The organism is Pseudomonas batumici (assembly GCF_000820515.1).
GTDB lineage: Bacteria > Pseudomonadota > Gammaproteobacteria > Pseudomonadales > Pseudomonadaceae > Aquipseudomonas > Aquipseudomonas batumici.
The window spans coordinates 23,726-39,332 of record NZ_JXDG01000033.1 but is presented as its reverse complement, the minus strand read 5'-3'; the positions used below and the strand labels follow the sequence as shown (position 1 = coordinate 39,332).

The 15,607-nt window shown below is 60.3% G+C and carries 16 protein-coding genes and 2 pseudogenes; 10 read left to right on the top strand and 8 right to left on the bottom strand.

Going from position 1 to position 15,607, the window contains the following annotated elements; translation table 11 throughout:
• The first annotated feature begins 62 nt into the window (after positions 1 to 62).
• Positions 63 to 593, top strand: coding sequence for a cytochrome b/b6 domain-containing protein (locus tag UCMB321_RS12505; protein WP_084614959.1), 531 nt, complete (start codon positions 63 to 65; stop codon positions 591 to 593).
• Positions 594 to 596: 3 nt separating this feature from the next.
• On the opposite strand, the gene UCMB321_RS12500 is transcribed toward UCMB321_RS12505, so the two are convergent.
• The gene (locus tag UCMB321_RS12500) at positions 597 to 950 is read right to left on the bottom strand and encodes a VOC family protein (protein WP_040067087.1); all 354 of its coding nucleotides are present in this window, start codon (positions 948 to 950) and stop codon (positions 597 to 599) included.
• An 82-nt stretch (positions 951 to 1,032) separates the two neighbouring features.
• A complete protein-coding gene (locus tag UCMB321_RS12495; RefSeq protein WP_040067085.1) occupies positions 1,033 to 1,512 on the bottom strand; it encodes a VOC family protein in 480 nt (159 codons plus the stop codon).
• A 198-nt stretch (positions 1,513 to 1,710) separates the two neighbouring features.
• Between UCMB321_RS12495 and UCMB321_RS31745 the strand changes: the two are divergent.
• Positions 1,711 to 1,989 (top strand): annotated as a pseudogene (locus UCMB321_RS31745) (PAS domain-containing protein); the annotation flags it as partial.
• A gap of 312 nt (positions 1,990 to 2,301) precedes the next feature.
• Positions 2,302 to 3,276, top strand: a pseudogene (locus tag UCMB321_RS31740) (methyl-accepting chemotaxis protein); the annotation flags it as partial.
• Positions 3,277 to 3,316: 40 nt separating this feature from the next.
• Here the strand turns inward: UCMB321_RS31740 and UCMB321_RS12485 are convergent.
• Positions 3,317 to 3,808: a GNAT family N-acetyltransferase gene (locus tag UCMB321_RS12485; protein WP_040067081.1), complete on the bottom strand. Its 492-nt coding sequence runs from the start codon at positions 3,806 to 3,808 to the stop codon at positions 3,317 to 3,319.
• Positions 3,809 to 3,982: 174 nt separating this feature from the next.
• Between UCMB321_RS12485 and UCMB321_RS12480 the strand changes: the two genes are divergently transcribed.
• Genes UCMB321_RS12480 through UCMB321_RS12470 form a run of 3 tightly spaced genes read left to right on the top strand, consistent with a single transcriptional unit; the run spans position 3,983 to position 5,887 of the window.
• Complete coding sequence (locus UCMB321_RS12480) at positions 3,983 to 4,414, top strand: hypothetical protein (protein ID WP_040067080.1); 432 nt, start codon at positions 3,983 to 3,985, stop codon at positions 4,412 to 4,414.
• A gap of 25 nt (positions 4,415 to 4,439) precedes the next feature.
• Positions 4,440 to 4,871 (top strand): hypothetical protein, encoded by a 432-nt coding sequence (locus tag UCMB321_RS12475; protein WP_040067079.1) that lies wholly within the window; start codon positions 4,440 to 4,442, stop codon positions 4,869 to 4,871.
• A gap of 38 nt (positions 4,872 to 4,909) precedes the next feature.
• Positions 4,910 to 5,887: an alpha/beta hydrolase family protein gene (locus tag UCMB321_RS12470; protein ID WP_052451163.1), complete on the top strand. Its 978-nt coding sequence runs from the start codon at positions 4,910 to 4,912 to the stop codon at positions 5,885 to 5,887.
• Between the two features lie 108 nt (positions 5,888 to 5,995).
• On the opposite strand, the gene UCMB321_RS12465 is transcribed toward UCMB321_RS12470, so the two are convergent.
• Positions 5,996 to 6,637: an FMN-dependent NADH-azoreductase gene (locus UCMB321_RS12465; protein WP_040067078.1), complete on the bottom strand. Its 642-nt coding sequence runs from the start codon at positions 6,635 to 6,637 to the stop codon at positions 5,996 to 5,998.
• Between the two features lie 104 nt (positions 6,638 to 6,741).
• Between UCMB321_RS12465 and UCMB321_RS12460 the strand changes: the two genes are divergently transcribed.
• Complete coding sequence (locus UCMB321_RS12460; RefSeq protein ID WP_040067076.1) at positions 6,742 to 7,596, top strand: LysR family transcriptional regulator; 855 nt, start codon at positions 6,742 to 6,744, stop codon at positions 7,594 to 7,596.
• Between the two features lie 70 nt (positions 7,597 to 7,666).
• Here UCMB321_RS12460 and UCMB321_RS12455 read toward each other — a convergent pair whose 3' ends face one another.
• Positions 7,667 to 9,379 (bottom strand): amidase, encoded by a 1,713-nt coding sequence (locus UCMB321_RS12455; RefSeq protein ID WP_040067074.1) that lies wholly within the window; start codon positions 9,377 to 9,379, stop codon positions 7,667 to 7,669.
• 310 nt (positions 9,380 to 9,689) lie between these two features.
• Here UCMB321_RS12455 and UCMB321_RS12450 point away from each other — a divergent pair, with 310 nt between their 5' ends.
• The gene (locus UCMB321_RS12450; protein WP_052451162.1) at positions 9,690 to 10,397 is read left to right on the top strand and encodes a purine nucleoside phosphorylase YfiH/LACC1 family protein; all 708 of its coding nucleotides are present in this window, start codon (positions 9,690 to 9,692) and stop codon (positions 10,395 to 10,397) included.
• Between the two features lie 46 nt (positions 10,398 to 10,443).
• Here UCMB321_RS12450 and UCMB321_RS12445 read toward each other — a convergent pair whose 3' ends face one another.
• Together UCMB321_RS12445 and UCMB321_RS12440 are read right to left on the bottom strand one after the other, a co-directional pair.
• Positions 10,444 to 11,622 (bottom strand): cystathionine gamma-synthase, encoded by a 1,179-nt coding sequence (locus tag UCMB321_RS12445; RefSeq protein ID WP_040067071.1) that lies wholly within the window; start codon positions 11,620 to 11,622, stop codon positions 10,444 to 10,446.
• Complete coding sequence (locus UCMB321_RS12440; RefSeq protein WP_040067068.1) at positions 11,619 to 12,995, bottom strand: pyridoxal-phosphate dependent enzyme; 1,377 nt, start codon at positions 12,993 to 12,995, stop codon at positions 11,619 to 11,621. Before UCMB321_RS12440 ends, UCMB321_RS12445 begins: the two co-directional genes overlap by 4 nt.
• Positions 12,996 to 13,292: 297 nt before the next feature.
• Here UCMB321_RS12440 and UCMB321_RS12435 point away from each other — a divergent pair, with 297 nt between their 5' ends.
• The gene (locus UCMB321_RS12435; RefSeq protein ID WP_040067065.1) at positions 13,293 to 13,715 is read left to right on the top strand and encodes a hypothetical protein; all 423 of its coding nucleotides are present in this window, start codon (positions 13,293 to 13,295) and stop codon (positions 13,713 to 13,715) included.
• Positions 13,716 to 13,747: 32 nt separating this feature from the next.
• Positions 13,748 to 14,851, top strand: a complete 1,104-nt coding sequence (locus UCMB321_RS29485; RefSeq protein WP_052451161.1) for a rhomboid family intramembrane serine protease — start codon at positions 13,748 to 13,750, stop codon at positions 14,849 to 14,851.
• Between the two features lie 30 nt (positions 14,852 to 14,881).
• Here UCMB321_RS29485 and UCMB321_RS12425 read toward each other — a convergent pair whose 3' ends face one another.
• The gene (locus tag UCMB321_RS12425; RefSeq protein ID WP_040067063.1) at positions 14,882 to 15,595 is read right to left on the bottom strand and encodes a murein L,D-transpeptidase catalytic domain family protein; all 714 of its coding nucleotides are present in this window, start codon (positions 15,593 to 15,595) and stop codon (positions 14,882 to 14,884) included.
• Positions 15,596 to 15,607: the final 12 nt, after the last annotated feature.

Sequence of the window (15,607 nt, the reverse complement as noted above, 5' to 3'; positions counted from 1 at the left end):
TAGTACCGTGGCGCCGCAAATCTAAATGTAAATCCTTCTTACTCAAGGTTATCGCACGATTTATGGTCCACCCCGTCCTGCAATCACCCCCCAGGCCCTACACCACCGCCCGTATCTACCTGCATTGGATCTCCGCGCTGGTGATCCTCTGGGCCACGTTGAGCGGCTTCGGTGTGACCTTGCTTCCCGTCAATCACCCGGTTCGCCAGTGGGTAGAAAGCGTCAATCCACAACTGACCTCGCTGTTCATTCCGCTGTTTGCCTGGCGCCTGTGGTTATACCTGACCACGTCGTCCGAACCGGCGGCGGGTACCCGGGATCTGCAGAAAAGCATCGCCAGGCTGGCCCACATCCTGATCTATCTCAGTGTGAGCGGCGTATTGCTGACCGGCGTGATGATGATGAACCATCCTGTGCTGTTGCTTGGGATCATGCCGTTGCCGCAACTGCTTCACTCCCTGCCAGCCCTGGCAGAAGTTCAACAACTGCATCATCTGCTCTGCACCCTGCTGGCTGCGCTGGTGGCGCTGCACCTGGCCGCTGTGTTGCAACACCAGCTTCGAGGGCGTTCGGTGCTGCGTCGGATGTTATGAGGTTCAGTCTGTGTGTTGCAGTACGTTGATCAGCGTGCCCAGTGGGTCAAGCACGAAGAAGCGCCGCACTCCCCAGGGTTCGAGGGTCAGCGGGTAGAGGATCTGGTAGCCGGCGCGTTGCGCGCGCTCGAAGACTTCGTCGAGGTTGTCCACTTCGATGGAAAGGTTCGGTACCGGTGCGCCGGAGCCGCCTTCGCTGGCAATGCTCAGTTGGGCGTGGGCGTGGCTGTCGGAGGCCAGGGTGATGATCCAGCCGTGGTCCATCAGCGGCGTGATATCGAACAGCTTGCGATAAAAGGCGGCGACTTCGGCGGGGTGGTTGCTGGCCAGGTTGGCAACGATACGGCGAACGCTCATGACGGGCTCCAGGCGGGGCATGAGCGTTCAGCATAGTTCGGATTGCCTCCCTATCCAAACGCCCGGCCCCAAACCACGCGGGTTAACCCTTCAGCGCCGCTTCGATCGCCGCGATGTCGATCTTTCTCATGCCCATCATGGCATCGAATGCACGCTTGGCCGCCGCTCGATCAGGACTGGCGACCGCGGCCGTCAAGGCTCGTGGCGTGATCTGCCACGACAGTCCCCACTTGTCCTTGCACCAGCCGCAGGCGCTTTCCTGGCCGCCGTTGCCGACAATCGCATTCCACAAGCGGTCCGTTTCAGCCTGGTCGTCGGTTGCCACCTGGAATGAGAACGCCTCGTTATGCTTGAACGCCGGCCCACCGTTCAGGCCGAGACAAGGGAGGCCGAGCACCGTGAACTCGACGGTCAGGACATCGCCTTGCTTGCCCGCAGGGTAGTCGCCAGGTGCACGGTGGACAGCGCTCACCGCGCTGCCCGGGAAGGTCTCGGCGTAAAACGTCGCGGCCTCCAGGGCGGTGCCGTCGTACCAGAGACAAATCGTGTTCTTGCTGATCATCGGAGGACTCCACGATTGGGGCCGATGCGAGGAGTCTAGTCGACGACAGCCCCCCTAGATACAAACAGGCCATCCCCTTAGTCGTATGAGGGGCTCCCCTAATTGTAATGCCTTATAAATCCTCAGATGATGGCTCTATGATATTGCTCCAATCTGGTGCATTAAACCCGATAAAAATCCGGACATGGATTGCCTTGTATGCGTATGAATCTGCCTGTTACCGAGCACGAAAGAACGTTCCCCAGCGAGCAACGGTTGATCTCCACGACCGATCTCGACAGCCGTATCACCTACTGCAACGACGCATTTGTAGCCATCAGCGGGTTCACCCATGAGGAGCTGATTGGTCAGCCCCATAACCTGGTTCGCCACCCGGATATGCCGCCGGCGGTATTCGGCCACATGTGGGAGACCATCAAGCAAGGCAAGCCCTGGATGGGCGTCGTCAAGAATCGCTCGAAGAATGGCGATTTCTATTGGGTCAGCGCCTATGTCACGGCCATCTATGAAGACGGTCGCCTCAGTGGTTATGAATCGGTTCGCTCGTTGCCGAGCCGCGACCAGATTCGCCGAGCCACGGCACTCTATGCGCGGCTACGGGCCGGCAAGGCGGCGGTTGCGTTGAGTACGCGCATTCTTCAGCCACTTCAATTCGGCTGGCCATTGCTGATGGCGGCGGGGCTATCCGTAGTGGGTTCTCTCTGGCTGCCACAATCCGCAGCTCTGGCGATTCTGCTGGCAAGCCTCCTGGCTGCCGGGTACTTGATGGACCGGCATCAACGTAGAATCATCGAGCGCACCCTGGCCGAGCATCCGAAAGCGTTTACCAGCCCATTGGTGGCGCTCACCTATAGCGACAATCTCGGCGCCCAGGGACAACTGGACATGGCCATGCTCAGTGAGGAAGCGCGCTTGCAGACGGCGCTGACCCGACTGGTCGATGCCGGAGTCAATGTCAAGGACAGGGCGGCGCAGTCATCCGAACTGTCCGGTTCGCAAGCGCAGTCGCTCGACCGTCAGCGCAGCGAAACCGATCAGTCAGCCACCGCGATTTCGCAGATGGCCGCAACGATTCAGGAGGTCACGCAGAATGTACAGAGCACCGCGCATGCCGCGTCCGAAGCTGACCAGTTGGCTCGGCAGGGCAGTGATCTGGCTCAGCAGAGCCTGGCGGCCATGGGAAACATGAGCCAGGCCGTCAGTGAAATCGGCCAGGCCGTCAATGCGCTGGCGACCGAGACCCAATCGATAGGCAGCGTGGTGGATGTCATCACCGCCATTGCCGAACAGACCAACTTGCTGGCGCTCAATGCCGCCATTGAAGCCGCCCGGGCGGGTGAGCAGGGGCGGGGCTTTGCGGTGGTCGCCGACGAGGTGCGCTCTCTGGCGCAACGTACACGGACGTCAACCGAGCAGATCCATGGAATCATCGCTTCGCTGCAGACCGGTACCGAGCGTGCGGTATCGACGGCGAACAGGGGGGAGCAGATTTCCCGCGACAGTGTGCAGAGTGTCGAGGCGGTTCAGTCGGCGCTTGTCGGCATCAGTGAGGCCGTCAGCCGGATCATGGGAATGAGCCAGCAGATGGCTTCGGCATCGGAAGAGCAAAGCCACGTGGCTGAAGATATCAATCAACAGATCACGCGCATTGCACAATTGTGCGATCACAGCGCCGGGCAGGCCAAGCAAGGCGCCGAGATCAGTCAGGACCTTGAACGCATGGCCGAGTACCTGCACAGCTTGGCCGAACGTTTCAACCGATAGCCATTCGTTCCCATTCAGTCTCTTGAGACAGGAAGTCAAATCACGAAAGGGTTTTCGCCATTTCAGAAGTCGCCGCCCAGCCCAGCCCTTCATACACCGGTTTGCCGGCCTTGGTCGCGTGTAGCACGGCAAAGCTCATTCCTCGCTGGGCAAACTCGGCTTCAGCCAACTTCATCAGGGCTGAAGCCAGGCCCCGGCGCCGGTAAGCGGGTTCGACGAAAACGTTTAGCACATAGCCGCGCTGGTCCAAGGTCGGATGGGACGGATGAGGTGGCCAGTCGATATTCATCAGACCTATCGCAGCCACAGGCTGACCTCTGTCCATCAGCGCAAAACCGTAGTAGCGGCCATCGGATAAGCGCTGGTGCAGCCAGGGCCGGAAGTGTTCGGTCATCACCCGTAACTCCGCCGGATCTCCTCCCGCCTCAAGGAACATCGCTTCGCGGTGCAAGCAGATGATCTCGAGGTCATCCGGCCCTAGTCGACGGACCGCCAAGCCTGAAAAATCGATGTCGCCGGGAATCTCTTTCATCGTATGCACCTGAACGGAGCGGTTGATGCTAGGGCGGCCAGGAGAAGAATGTTAGACACAGATTGCATAAAGGCGCGCCATACAGCGACCATGGGTGAAGATCCGTCTCTCTCCGGCTAGCGGTACGATTCGCGATGCACAGGATGCAGAGCGAACACCAGGAAGGAATCATTCATGGCTACTGAATACAATCTGGCGTTTATGATCGCTGCAGCACTCAATGCACTGGCGGCGGTGCACCATATCGGCACTATCCTTGTGGGGCCGACGTGGTATCGGCTTTTCGGTGCGAGGGAGCGTTTCGCCCGCGCGGCCGAGGTCGGAAGAGCTTTCCCGGCCGTGGTGACGAGCGCTATTGCCCTGGTCCTGCTGGTCGGGGTGGCCTATGCCCTGGCGGGGGCTGGCGTGATCAGCCCCTTGCCGCTGCTGCGCCCAGCGTTGTGCGCTATTACCGTGATCTACCTGCTGCGTGGCTTGGCGGGGGCCTTTATGCTGGCCGGCAGTGGACGAAGCAACCGGTTCGTCGTGATCACTTCAGTCGCTTATATAGGTTATGGCGTCACCCATTTGGTGGGGCTGGTTCAGATGTGGGGGAGGCTTGCGTAGTATCTTAAGGAGAGGGGAATGATTCATGGCTGATGAATACAATCTGGCACTGATGGTCGCGGCAGTGCTCAATGCACTGGCGGCTGCGCTACATTTCGGCGTCATCCTTGTGGGGGCCGCGTGGTACCGACTTTTCGGTGCGGGCGAGCGCTTCGCCCGCGCGGCGGAGGAGGGAAAAGTTTTCCCGGCCGTGGTGACCAGCCTCATCGCGTTGGTCCTGCTGGTTTGGGCGGCCTATGCTTTGGCGGGGGCTACCGTGATTGACCCATTGCCGCTGCTGCGCCCAGCGTTGTGCGCTATTACCGTGATCTACCTGCTGCGTGGCTTGGTGGGCGCCTTTATGCTGGCCGACACTGGACGCAGTAACCGGTTCGTTGTGATCAGTTCGCTAGTTTGTATAGGTTTTGGTGTCGTCCATTTGGTGGGGCTGGTTCAGATGTGGGAGAGGCTTGCCTAGTCCTTGGCAGGCCGGCATTCAGGGAAGGAAAAAACAAAATGTTCGCTTATGGAAACTACCTAAGAAAACTTACCTTGGCGGTATCGCTCTGCTTGTCTGCGGTGACGGCGCAGGCAGCCGGAATAAAGATGGTTCAGATTCCATCCGATGCCAACGGTCCGGCCTTGAAGGCCATTATGTGGACACCCTGCGCTGAGGCTGCACAGGAAGTGCCGATAGGGCCCTTTGTTTTGATGGGGCGGCGCGATTGTCCGACCGTGGGTGACAAACGCCCCCTGGTGGTGATTTCCCATGGTCACGGTGGCTCTTTCCTTGGCCATCATGACCTTGCCGAAACACTGGCCGATGCTGGCTTCATCGTGGCGGCTATCAACCATCCGGGGGATACCTTTTCCGATATGGGCCACGCGGACGATCTTTCCGCATTCGTTGAACGTCCGACCGATATCAAGCGCTTGATCGATTACATGCTGGGCGCCGCACCGGACGCCGCCAGGATCGATCCGCAACGGATAGGATTCTTTGGGTTTTCACGCGGTGGCTACACAGGTCTCGTACTGGCCGGCGGTAACCCGGACTTCCTCAACGCCAATATCCCTTGTCCGGATCTGGCACTGCCCATTTGCCAACAACTGCGCAACAAAGAGGTCCCCACCCAGCCGTTGACCCGTGATGCACGGATCAAGGCCTTTGTCTTGGCGGATCCGTTCAACGCGTTTCCCAGCCCAGTCAACCTGACGAATGTGAAAGCACCGATTCAGATTTGGGCTTCGCAGTTTGGCGGCGATGGTGTGCTACCTGAAACCCTTCCCGCACTCGCCAACGCACTGCCCCAGAAACCGCAGTTCCACCTTGTTCCCGACGCCGCGCATTTTGCCTTTCTCGCCCCGTGTCCCGCGCCGTTGAAGCAGGAGGCGCCGGAACTCTGCGTCGATGCCAAGGGATTCGACCGCGTTGCCGTTCACAAACAGCTTAACGAAAGGGCGCTTGAGTTTTTTGAAGCGCATGTCCGTTAAGCGTCAACGCGGCCTGAACCCCGAATCTCTATAGGAGAGTCCTTGGCAGGCACAACGCTTGTGACCTGCCAGTGGCTGCGAAATCCCAGCCTGGGCCCCCCTGAAGAGTCAACGACAAATGCTATCGGCCAATTTCCTGGCCTGCTGAGTCGCGGCCTCACGCGCGCCGAGATCAACGTCTTCCCCCAAGATGGTTTTCTCCACAATCACCGAGTGCACATTCGTCACGCCGACAAATTTCAGCCAGGCTTCAACATAGGGCTTCTGAAAGTCGAAGCGCGTTGCCGGCGTGATCGACTGTGCCGAATAATCCAGGCCACGGGCGTACATCACCACAGCGGTTTTGTTGAGCAGCATGCCTTCCAGGCCACGCTCCGCGTCAAAGCTGAACAGGATATCTTTCTGTGATACCAGGTCGATGAAGTGCTTGAGTTTGTACGGGATACTGAAATTCCACAGCGGTACCGACATCACCAGCACATCCGCGCGGTGCAGGTGACTTGCCAAGTCTTTCAAGGTGTTCCAGGTGTCTTCTTGTGCGGGGGTCAAGGGTGTGCCATTGAGTCCGGCGTATTTGGCCTCCATTGCCAGTTCATCGAATTCCGGCAAAACCATGCTCCAAAGGTCGAGAGTGATGATTTCGCTGTCTGGAGTGTTTTCTTCATAGCGCGTGATGAAGCTGCGCGCGACTTCCAGGGAAGCCGAACGCTGCTTGCGTGGAGAACATTCAATATGGAGAAGAGTGGTCATGACAGGCCTCGAGTGATGGGCGACTGGTTGGTGAGAGCATTGCAACATAGTTTAATTTGAAATATAAATCGTAAATTCATACAGAATTGATCACGTATAAAACTATGTTCGATACCCAGTTGCTCAAGACATTTGTCGCTGTCGTCGATGAAGAAGGTTTCAGCCGTGCAGCTCAGAAGCTGCACCTCACTCAATCTGCTGTCAGTGGCCACGTGCGGCGATTGGAAGAGCAGATTGGTAAACCCCTGTTGACCCGCACCACCCGCTCCCAGCAACTGACTCCCGATGGCGAACGCTTGGTCTCTTATGCGCGCATGATCCTTGTGCTGAACCGTGATGCCTGGGCAGAACTGACGCGCACGCCGTTTCACGGACGGCTGCGGATCGGCGTGTCCGAGGATTTTGTCGAGTCGCGGTTACTGCGCACTTTTCAGGATTTCGCGGCGCAGTACCCGGGCATGGAGATCGACGTGCAGGTGGGCATTCCTGGCACGTTGCTGCACCTGATGAAGCAAGGTCATCTGGAGTTGGTTATCGGTTCTCTATGCGAAACCAGCGAGGCGGGGCTGCTGCTGTGGCAAGAGCCGCTGGTATGGGCGTGGTCGGCGCAAGCCGTCACCCAGTTACCGACGCCGTTGCCGCTGGCCCTGTTCCCCGAGCCGTGCCCTTATCGCGAGGTAGCGCTGACGAGTCTGGCTCAGGCGGGGATCGCCCACCGCACGGTGATGTTATGCAGCAGCGCTGCTGGATTGCGGGCGGCGGCGCTTGCGGGATTCGCGGTAGCGCCCATGACACTCAGCCAACTGGGACAAGGACTGGTGGTGCTTGGGGGGGAACAAGGGTTGCCGGATTTGCCGGAGGTGCAATTTCGATTGTTTACCTCTCCTGAAGCGGATCGGGCGATTGTGGTCGCCGTCACTCAGCTCATTGTGGCCTATTGCGCCACGCGGAGGGCTTGAGTGTGACCGACTTGCCATCCTTGGCAAGGATGACAAGCCTGTATGGCCCCAATCCCACCCTGGCGGCTATTTATTTGCCTGCCACCAATGCCGGAGTGCGCGGCGGTATCAAGCGCTTCGCCCCAGTCGACTCAAACGCCGAAGCCAGGTGAAGCAGCGCTGAATCGTCATACGCACGACCGGCAAAGGTCAGGCCGACAGGCATGCCGATATCCGCCATGACGCCCATCGGCACCGTGACCGTGGGCACACCCAGGTGGCGGATGGCGAGGTTGCCGTTGGCGACCCAGATGCCGTTGCTCCAGGCGATATCCGCCGACTGCGGATTGACATCGGCATCCGCCGGGCCGACGTCGGCCACCGTCGGGAAGAGCACCGCGTCGAGCCCCAGGCGATCCATCCACTCCTCAAGGTCGATGCGGCGGGTCTGTTCGAGCCCGCGCAATCCGTCCGGCACGGTGCTGATCTCGTTCCACGGGGTAATGCCACGCTCGGCCATCCGCACGTACTCGTCCATGCCGGCGGCCAGATCGCCTTCGCGGTTGGGCAGGGTGCCCGGGTCGTGCGGGAAAATCTTCGGTCCGTCCACATCCACCAGGCGGTTCAACGCGGGATCGCCGTTGGCCCGCAGGAAATCATCGAACGCCCAGGCCGACAGGTCCCACAACTCATGATGCAGGAACTCCTTGGACACCAGGCCACGGGTAAACACCGTCGGCGTACCCGGGCGATCGCCTTCGCAATTGGAGACCAGCGGGAAGTCGACCTCGACCACCTCGGCACCCGCCGCTTCGAGCGCCTTGCGCGCGGCTTCCCAGAGATCGATCACGGAAGCACGGGTGTTGATTCGCTGCCCGGTCGGACCACCGATCCCAGGTGCTTCGCTGGTGCCGGCTTCGGGGTCGGCGTTGATGAACATGCGCGGCACACCGAAGCGCTTGCCGGCGAGTGCATCGCTACTGGCGGCCAACGCGGCATAGGACGCGGGACGCACCGAGGTCACGCTCGGAATCGGCACCCAGGGTTGCATCCGCCACAGATCGCCACGGGTATCGGGATCTTCCGCCACCACCACGTCGAGCACTTCGAGCAGGTCGGCCATGGTCCTGGCATAGGGCACGACAACGTCCATGGTCGGGGTCAACGGCCAGTTGCCGCGTACCGAGATCACGCCACGGGAAGGGGTGTAGGCACACAAGCCATTGTTCGAGGCCGGCCCGCGTCCGCTCGACCAGGTTTCTTCCGCGAGGCCGAAGGCCGCGAAACTGGCAGCGGTTGCCGTCCCCGCGCCGTTCGATGAACCGGAGGCAAAGGGCGCGGTGAGGTAGGCGGCGTTGTACGGGCTTTCCGCCCGGCCGTAGACCCCGCGCTGCATGCCGCCGTTGGCCATGGGCGGCATATTGGTCTTGCCCAGGCAGATGGCACCGGCGGCACGCAGCCGTTCGATGGTGAACGCATCGCGATAAGCGATCAGCTTGGCGAAGGCGGGGCTGCCGGAGGCGGCGGTGAGCCCCTTGACCAGATAACTGTCCTTGGCCGTATAGGGAATGCCATCGAGTGGCCCCAGTGTCTCGCCCTTGGCCCGGCGGGCATCGGAGGCTTGCGCTTCCTGGAGTGCCTCGGGGTTGCGAACGACTACCGCGTTGAGGGCAGTGGGTGTATCGGGGCCGTCGTAGGCATCGATCCTGGCGAGATAGGCCTGGACCAGCTCGACCGCCGTGGTCTGGCCGGATTCGAGCGCGGCGCGCAGCTGGGCAATGGAAACTTCGGTTACTTCGATCATGTTGTTATCGTCGACTGCGGATGGGGGACGCGGTAAGGGTTTGCGTCACGCGGGATCTCATCAAGGCTACCAGCATCAACCGCATCGAATCCAATCTCGCCCAATAATTTGATTGCCCGCGCTTTGGCGAGCGGATCATCCGCTGCGATCGGGAGTGTACGGCGGTCTGGCTCCTCTTCGGGCATGAGTCTTGCCCCAGATCTTGCGTGGGAAGTGCATTTGCTCTACATGTATGAGTTACTTGGCGCGCACCTCAAGACAGATGTACGAAATGGACGCGTATAGATTTATTACATCAAGGTGATGCTTCGTGTATTTTTCTGAAAAATTATCGGCTATCACTCATGTTGAGCACGGCTTTGGTACTACGGTGCAAGACCGTTTACCGGCCAATGCGCTGTACCTGCACCAAACACACTCCAACAAGGTGGTTGAGGCTGGCATCAACGATGAGACGGGAAAGATCGCCGCCGATGCGGTCTTTACAAAGTCCTCGAGACCCATTGCAGTCATGACTGCGGACTGTCTCCCGGTTCTGGTGAGTTCTACTACCACTCCTTTTGTCGCAGCGATTCATGCCGGTTGGAAAGGCTTGTCCACGGGCATTATAAAGAACGTTTTCAGTGCTTTTTCCCTGGCTGGAGTTGATAAGAGCAGTTTGAGGGTCGCCCTGGGTCCCTGCATCATGGAATGCTGCTATGAGGTGCAGCTGCAGATGATCCGTGACATAGAGTCTATTCACGGAGCGCTGTGGGCTGGCCAGCAGCCCCCATGGTTTTCCAGTCGGCCAGCCCATAATGCGAACTCTGCTGTTGCCACCCATGGAGAAGCCTGGTTAAGCCTTTCCAAGTATTGCATCTTTCTTTTGATGGCCGAGGGTATAAACCCTGATCAAATCGACGAGGCCGCTATTTGCACCTATTGTTCAAATCTCGGATTTGGAAGTTATAGAAGGCGACAGCATCAATCAGAGCCCAAAACTTTCCAGTACTCGTGGATTCGCTCTCTATTATCGTGATTGGTCGAAAGCCGCCTTGCCTGAAAGACGGCCTTCGATCCTTGGTTCAGATCCGCGCCAATGCCTGCGCCAGGTCCGTGCGCAGGTCTTCGACATCCTCGATGCCCACCGACAGGCGCACCAGTCCATCGCCGATGCCGAGTTGCGCGCGGGTCTGCGCGGGGATGCTGGCATGGGTCATGATCGCCGGGTGTTCGATCAGGCTTTCCACGCCGCCCAGGCTCTCGGCCAAGGCGAAGATCCGCACATTTTCCAGGAAGCGCTTGGTACCGGCCAGGTCGCTTTTCAGATCCACCGAAATCATCCCGCCGAAGCCGCGCATCTGTCGGCGCGCCAGTTCGTGCTGCGGGTGTGACGGCAGGCCCGGATAGTAGACGCGCGCGACCTGCGGTTGACGCTCCAGCCAGGTCGCCAGTTCCAGGGCATTGCTGCAATGGCGCTCCATGCGCAGCGCCAGGGTCTTCACGCCGCGCAGGGTGAGGAACGCATCAAATGGCCCGGCAATGGCACCCACCGAGTTTTGCAGAAAGCCCAGGCGCTCGGCGAGTTCGGCGTCTTGCCCGACCACCGCAATGCCGCCGATCACGTCGGAGTGGCCGTTGAGGTATTTGGTCGTCGAGTGCACCACGATGTCGAAGCCCAGCTCCAGCGGGCGCTGGATCCAGGGGCTGGCAAAGGTGTTGTCGGCGACACAGAGGATGCCGCGGTCGCGGCAGAGGCGGGCGACCGCGGCGAGGTCGGTGAGGCTCAGCAGGGGATTGCTCGGGGTCTCGACCCAGACCATTCGCGTATCGTCCTGCAGCGCCGCTTCGAAGGCGCTGAGGTCGGTCAGGTCGACGTAGCTGAAGCGATGTCCGGCACTGCGCTGGCGCACCTTGTCGAACAGGCGGAAGGTGCCGCCGTACAGGTCATTGCCGGAGACCACGTGGGCGCCGGCGTCGAGCAATTCGAGCACGGTGGAAATCGCCGCCAGTCCGGAGGCAAAGGCAAAGGCCCGGGTCCCGCCTTCGAGGTCCGCCACGCAGCGCTCCAGGGCAAAGCGCGTCGGGTTGTGAGAGCGCCCGTAGTCGAAGCCCTTGTGCACGCCGGGGCTCTCTTGCAGGTAGGTGGAGTTGGCGTAGATCGGCGGCATCAGCGCCCCGGTGCTCGGGTCCGGCGACTGCCCGGCATGAATGACACGGGTGGAGAAGGCGCGGGGGGCTGCGGACTTGTCGTGTTGACTCATGCGAGGGATCTCCGTAAGTGATTGAGCAGGTCGACGCGGGTAATCAGGCCGTGAAAGCCCGAGGCGTCGGCGATGATTGCCACCAGCCCGCGATCCAGCTCGGCCTGGAGTTCAGCCAGGCTCGCCGTGGGGGGCAGGGTTTGCAGTTTGTCGGTCATGACGCTGGCCACGCTCAGGCGAAAGTGCGTCGCGTCGTCGTGCATGCCCAGCAGGATATCGGACTCGTCGATCACCCCCACCAGCCGCTGGCCGTCCACCAGCACCGGCAGTTGCGACACGTCCGCCAGGCGCATGCGCTGGAAGGCGGTGAGCAGGGTGTCGTCCGGCCCCACGCTGATCACCCGGCCATCCTCGAAGCGCCGCGCGATCAGGTCGCGCAGGTCGCCGTAGTGCTTGTACTGCAGCAGGCCCTGGTCGTTCATCCACTGGTCGTTGTAGACCTTGGACAGGTAACGGGTACCGGTATCGCAGACGAAGGTGACGACCCGCTTGGGTTCGGTTTGCTCGCGGCAGTAGCGCAGCGCCGCGGCCAGCAAGGTCCCGGTCGAAGAACCGCCGAGAATGCCTTCGGCGCGCAGTAGCTGGCGGGCATGGTCGAAGCTTTCTTCGTCGCTGATCGAGTAGGCCTTGCGTACGCTGGACAGGTCGGCAATCGACGGGATGAAGTCTTCGCCGATGCCTTCCACCGCCCAGGAGCCGGCCGTACCGATGGTGCCGTTGCGGCTGTATTCGGCGACCACCGAACCGAGCGGGTCGGCCAGCACCATCTCCAGGTCCGGTTGCACCCGTTGAAAGAAACGGGTCAGCCCGGTCAGGGTGCCAGCCGAACCGACGCCGACGACGATGGCATCCACGTCGTGCTGGGTCTGCGCCCAGATCTCTGGCGCTGTGCTGGTCTCATGGGCCAGCGGGTTGGCCGGGTTGTTGAACTGATCGGCGAAGAACGCGTCGGGAATATCCCGCGCCAGGCGTGCGGCGACGTCCTGGTAGTACTCGGGATGGCCCTTGCCGACATCGGAGCGGGTGATATGCACCTCGGCACCCATGGCCTTGAGGTGCAGGACCTTTTCGGAGGACATCTTGTCGGGCACCACCAGCACCACCCGGTAGCCCTTGGCCCGGCCCACCAGCGCCAGGCCCAGGCCGGTGTTGCCGGCGGTGGCTTCGACAATAGTCGCGCCGGGTCGCAGGCGCCCATCGCGCTCGGCGGCATCGATCATCGCCAGGCCGATGCGATCCTTGATCGAACCGCCGGGGTTCTGGCATTCAAGCTTGAGGAACAACGTGCACGGGCCTGTATCGAAACGGCTGACGCGCACCAGCGGCGTATTGCCGATCAGTTCGAGCACGGCGGGGCGGGAGTTGTTCGGCATGTCGTCACCTCGTTACGGGCAGTTCGTATTGGATGGACAGCGGGTCAGGGCAGTGGGTTGCAGATAAAATGTATCGCTTGGAACATAGGCCGGTATTGCACCGGCTGCAACCGCAGGGGGGTAATTGAGAGCGTCCCTGAAGATCAGTCCACGAGTTTCATTAGGAATGGATGGGGAGGCAGTGATAGCCTTTTGCCGCACCGCAATAAGTCGTCGGGAAACGTGTTTGAAGACCCATGTGCCGGCGGTGACTGTGATCATCTCCGGCGCTTACAACCTGTGTGAGAAGGTAAGGAAATGGAGCGGATCGAGCCAACGATGGCAACCCTCGCCGGCACCCCGGAGCTCTCGGATGTCGCGGGTGGTGAACCAATAGGAACATCCAGGGTCCGGTTCAATGTCCTGCCGCGGCGGGGACAGCGCGGCACGGGGCTGCGCTCGATGCTCAGGAAAGGAGAGCTTTGCGTCACCGATGAGAATGTAGCGCTCATCAAATCGAGTCGTAAGCTGTTTCAGCGTCCCATCGAGATGAAGCGGGTCATCCCGCGTAGCCAGATCTTTGATGTCAGGATCATCAGAGGAAAGTATGTCTATTTCGACATCCATGCGCTTGACGGCATTCAACGTGTCGTATTGATTGCTTCCAGCCGTGATGAAGCCGAAAATTCCTCGAATGGCTCCCCGGGCAAGCAACGCCTGCCCATGAGGCGGAGCAAATAGCGCTGTCCAGCTATTCCGAGCGGATCCTTGCCTTGACACCGACTACTTGGGTCACCTACGGGCTGATCGCGGTAAACGTGCTGGTTTACCTGGCGATGTGCGTGGGTGGTGTCGGTGTCATGGCGCAGAACCTTCCAATGACCATCAAATGGGGCACCAACTTCGGTCCTGAAACCCTGAGTGGTGAATGGTGGCGTCTGGTCACATCGGTGTTCGTCCATTTCGGTCTGGTCCACCTGATGCTCAATATGCTCACGCTGTACCAGATCGGTCGACTGGCGGAGCGTCTGTACGGTTGCGGGCGATTCCTGGTGTTGTACCTGTTTGCCGGCGTGACTGGCAGCATGGCCAGTGTGCTGTGGCATCCGATGATCAACAGCGCTGGTGCGTCGGGCGCGATTTTCGGGGTGTTCGGTGGGTTGTTGGCGTTCGTGCTGAAGTTCCGCCACGAATTGCCGACGTCGATTGCTCTGCAGCAACGCGTCTCGATATTGGTGCTTATCGCGTACAACCTGTTCTACGGCTTTACGCACCACGGCATCGACAACGGCGCGCATCTTGGCGGGTTGGTTGGTGGTGCTTTACTCGGCTTGACGCTGGCAAGGCCGCTCAACGAGCCGGCTCGCACAAAAGTAGCGCTTGAAAGCGCCTTGTTTTCCTGTGCGTTGGCCCTTGCTGCATTGGTCGCTTCGGCTTACCTGTTCGCGCGTACCAGTGAGTCTGTACGGAAAGAGATTCAATTCACGAGACTGGAACAGACTCTTGGCCCCGCCGGGGTCAAGGCGATGAACGACATGGTCGCGCTCATGCGTATACCTGTCCATACGCAAAGCGAAAGAGAGGCGGTCGCCAACAAAGTCATGCTGGAAGTCGTCCCACAATGGGAAACGCTGTATACCTCCGTCGACAATGCCCGCCTACCAGACGATTCGCCACGAATTGCACTACGGGCAGCCATCCTGCGTTATCTCGATGACAATCGGAAAATGTGTCGCGTGGCAGTCATCATGGGAAAGCAGGGGCCCAGGCCGGATGCAGCAGTGCAGGCCCAATTCACGGCACTCAAGAACGACTCATTGGAACAGGTCGCCGTTATTAAAAGACTTGCCTCTGCCCAGCCGGGTGGGCACGGTTAGCAAGGCTCAGGAAACATGAGCACTGACGGTTCAACCGCCCTGGGATGCCTTCGCACTGGCCATCTGCTGGGGTTTGCAGTTGAGGTAGGTCGAGGCCTTCAGCCAGTGCTGGTCGGGGTACCAGACAAACATGAACTGGCCGTCCTTGAGCTTGTCGACCACCTGCCGCGCGACTTGCGGGCGGACGGCGGGGCAGCCCTGGCTGCGGCCGAGGCGGCCTTCGCGCCGACTCCACAGGGGGCTTACGTAGTCGGCCGCGTGAATCACCAGGTCACGGTCGCGGGCGCGGTCATTGAAGCCCGGTTCCAGGCCGTCCATGCGCAGCGAGTAGCCATGAGTGCCCTCGTAACTTTCCTGGGTGCGGAACAGGCCCAGGCTGGATTGATAGCTGCCGAGCTGGTTGGAGAACTGGGTGGCGAAGTTTTCCCCGGATTTCTGCCCGTGGGCGACCAGGTCGCGAAGTACCAGGGTCTTCTTGCGCAGGTCGAAGATCCACAGGCGCCGCGTCGTCGAGGGCAGCGAGTAGTCGATCACCGCCAGGCGTTCGGATTGCTCGAGGCCGGAATTGATGGCGCAATGCACGGCATTCAGCGCACTTTTGAGGACCAGGGGGTTGAGTTCTGGAGCCGCGTGGGCGAGTCTGCGATACAGCGCCTGTTCAGGACCGCCGGCGGCCAGGGTAGAACCGCAGGGCGCGACCAGGGTCAGAATGATCAGGCAGAGTCGATAACCAGAAGCCAGCATGTGAAAAATGCC

Excerpts from the sequence above, each read along its gene's own strand:
- UCMB321_RS12505 (WP_084614959.1), top strand. The coding sequence starts at position 63 with ATGGTCCACCCCGTCCTGCAATCACCCCCCAGGCCCTACACCACCGCC.
- UCMB321_RS12500 (WP_040067087.1), bottom strand. The coding sequence starts at position 950 with ATGAGCGTTCGCCGTATCGTTGCCAACCTGGCCAGCAACCACCCCGCC.
- UCMB321_RS12495 (WP_040067085.1), bottom strand. The coding sequence starts at position 1,512 with ATGATCAGCAAGAACACGATTTGTCTCTGGTACGACGGCACCGCCCTG.
- UCMB321_RS12485 (WP_040067081.1), bottom strand. The coding sequence starts at position 3,808 with ATGAAAGAGATTCCCGGCGACATCGATTTTTCAGGCTTGGCGGTCCGT.
- UCMB321_RS12480 (WP_040067080.1), top strand. The coding sequence starts at position 3,983 with ATGGCTACTGAATACAATCTGGCGTTTATGATCGCTGCAGCACTCAAT.
- UCMB321_RS12475 (WP_040067079.1), top strand. The coding sequence starts at position 4,440 with ATGGCTGATGAATACAATCTGGCACTGATGGTCGCGGCAGTGCTCAAT.
- UCMB321_RS12470 (WP_052451163.1), top strand. The coding sequence starts at position 4,910 with ATGTTCGCTTATGGAAACTACCTAAGAAAACTTACCTTGGCGGTATCG.
- UCMB321_RS12465 (WP_040067078.1), bottom strand. The coding sequence starts at position 6,637 with ATGACCACTCTTCTCCATATTGAATGTTCTCCACGCAAGCAGCGTTCG.
- UCMB321_RS12460 (WP_040067076.1), top strand. The coding sequence starts at position 6,742 with ATGTTCGATACCCAGTTGCTCAAGACATTTGTCGCTGTCGTCGATGAA.
- UCMB321_RS12455 (WP_040067074.1), bottom strand. The coding sequence starts at position 9,379 with ATGATCGAAGTAACCGAAGTTTCCATTGCCCAGCTGCGCGCCGCGCTC.
- UCMB321_RS12445 (WP_040067071.1), bottom strand. The coding sequence starts at position 11,622 with ATGAGTCAACACGACAAGTCCGCAGCCCCCCGCGCCTTCTCCACCCGT.
- UCMB321_RS12440 (WP_040067068.1), bottom strand. The coding sequence starts at position 12,995 with ATGCCGAACAACTCCCGCCCCGCCGTGCTCGAACTGATCGGCAATACG.
- UCMB321_RS12435 (WP_040067065.1), top strand. The coding sequence starts at position 13,293 with ATGGAGCGGATCGAGCCAACGATGGCAACCCTCGCCGGCACCCCGGAG.
- UCMB321_RS12425 (WP_040067063.1), bottom strand. The coding sequence starts at position 15,595 with ATGCTGGCTTCTGGTTATCGACTCTGCCTGATCATTCTGACCCTGGTC.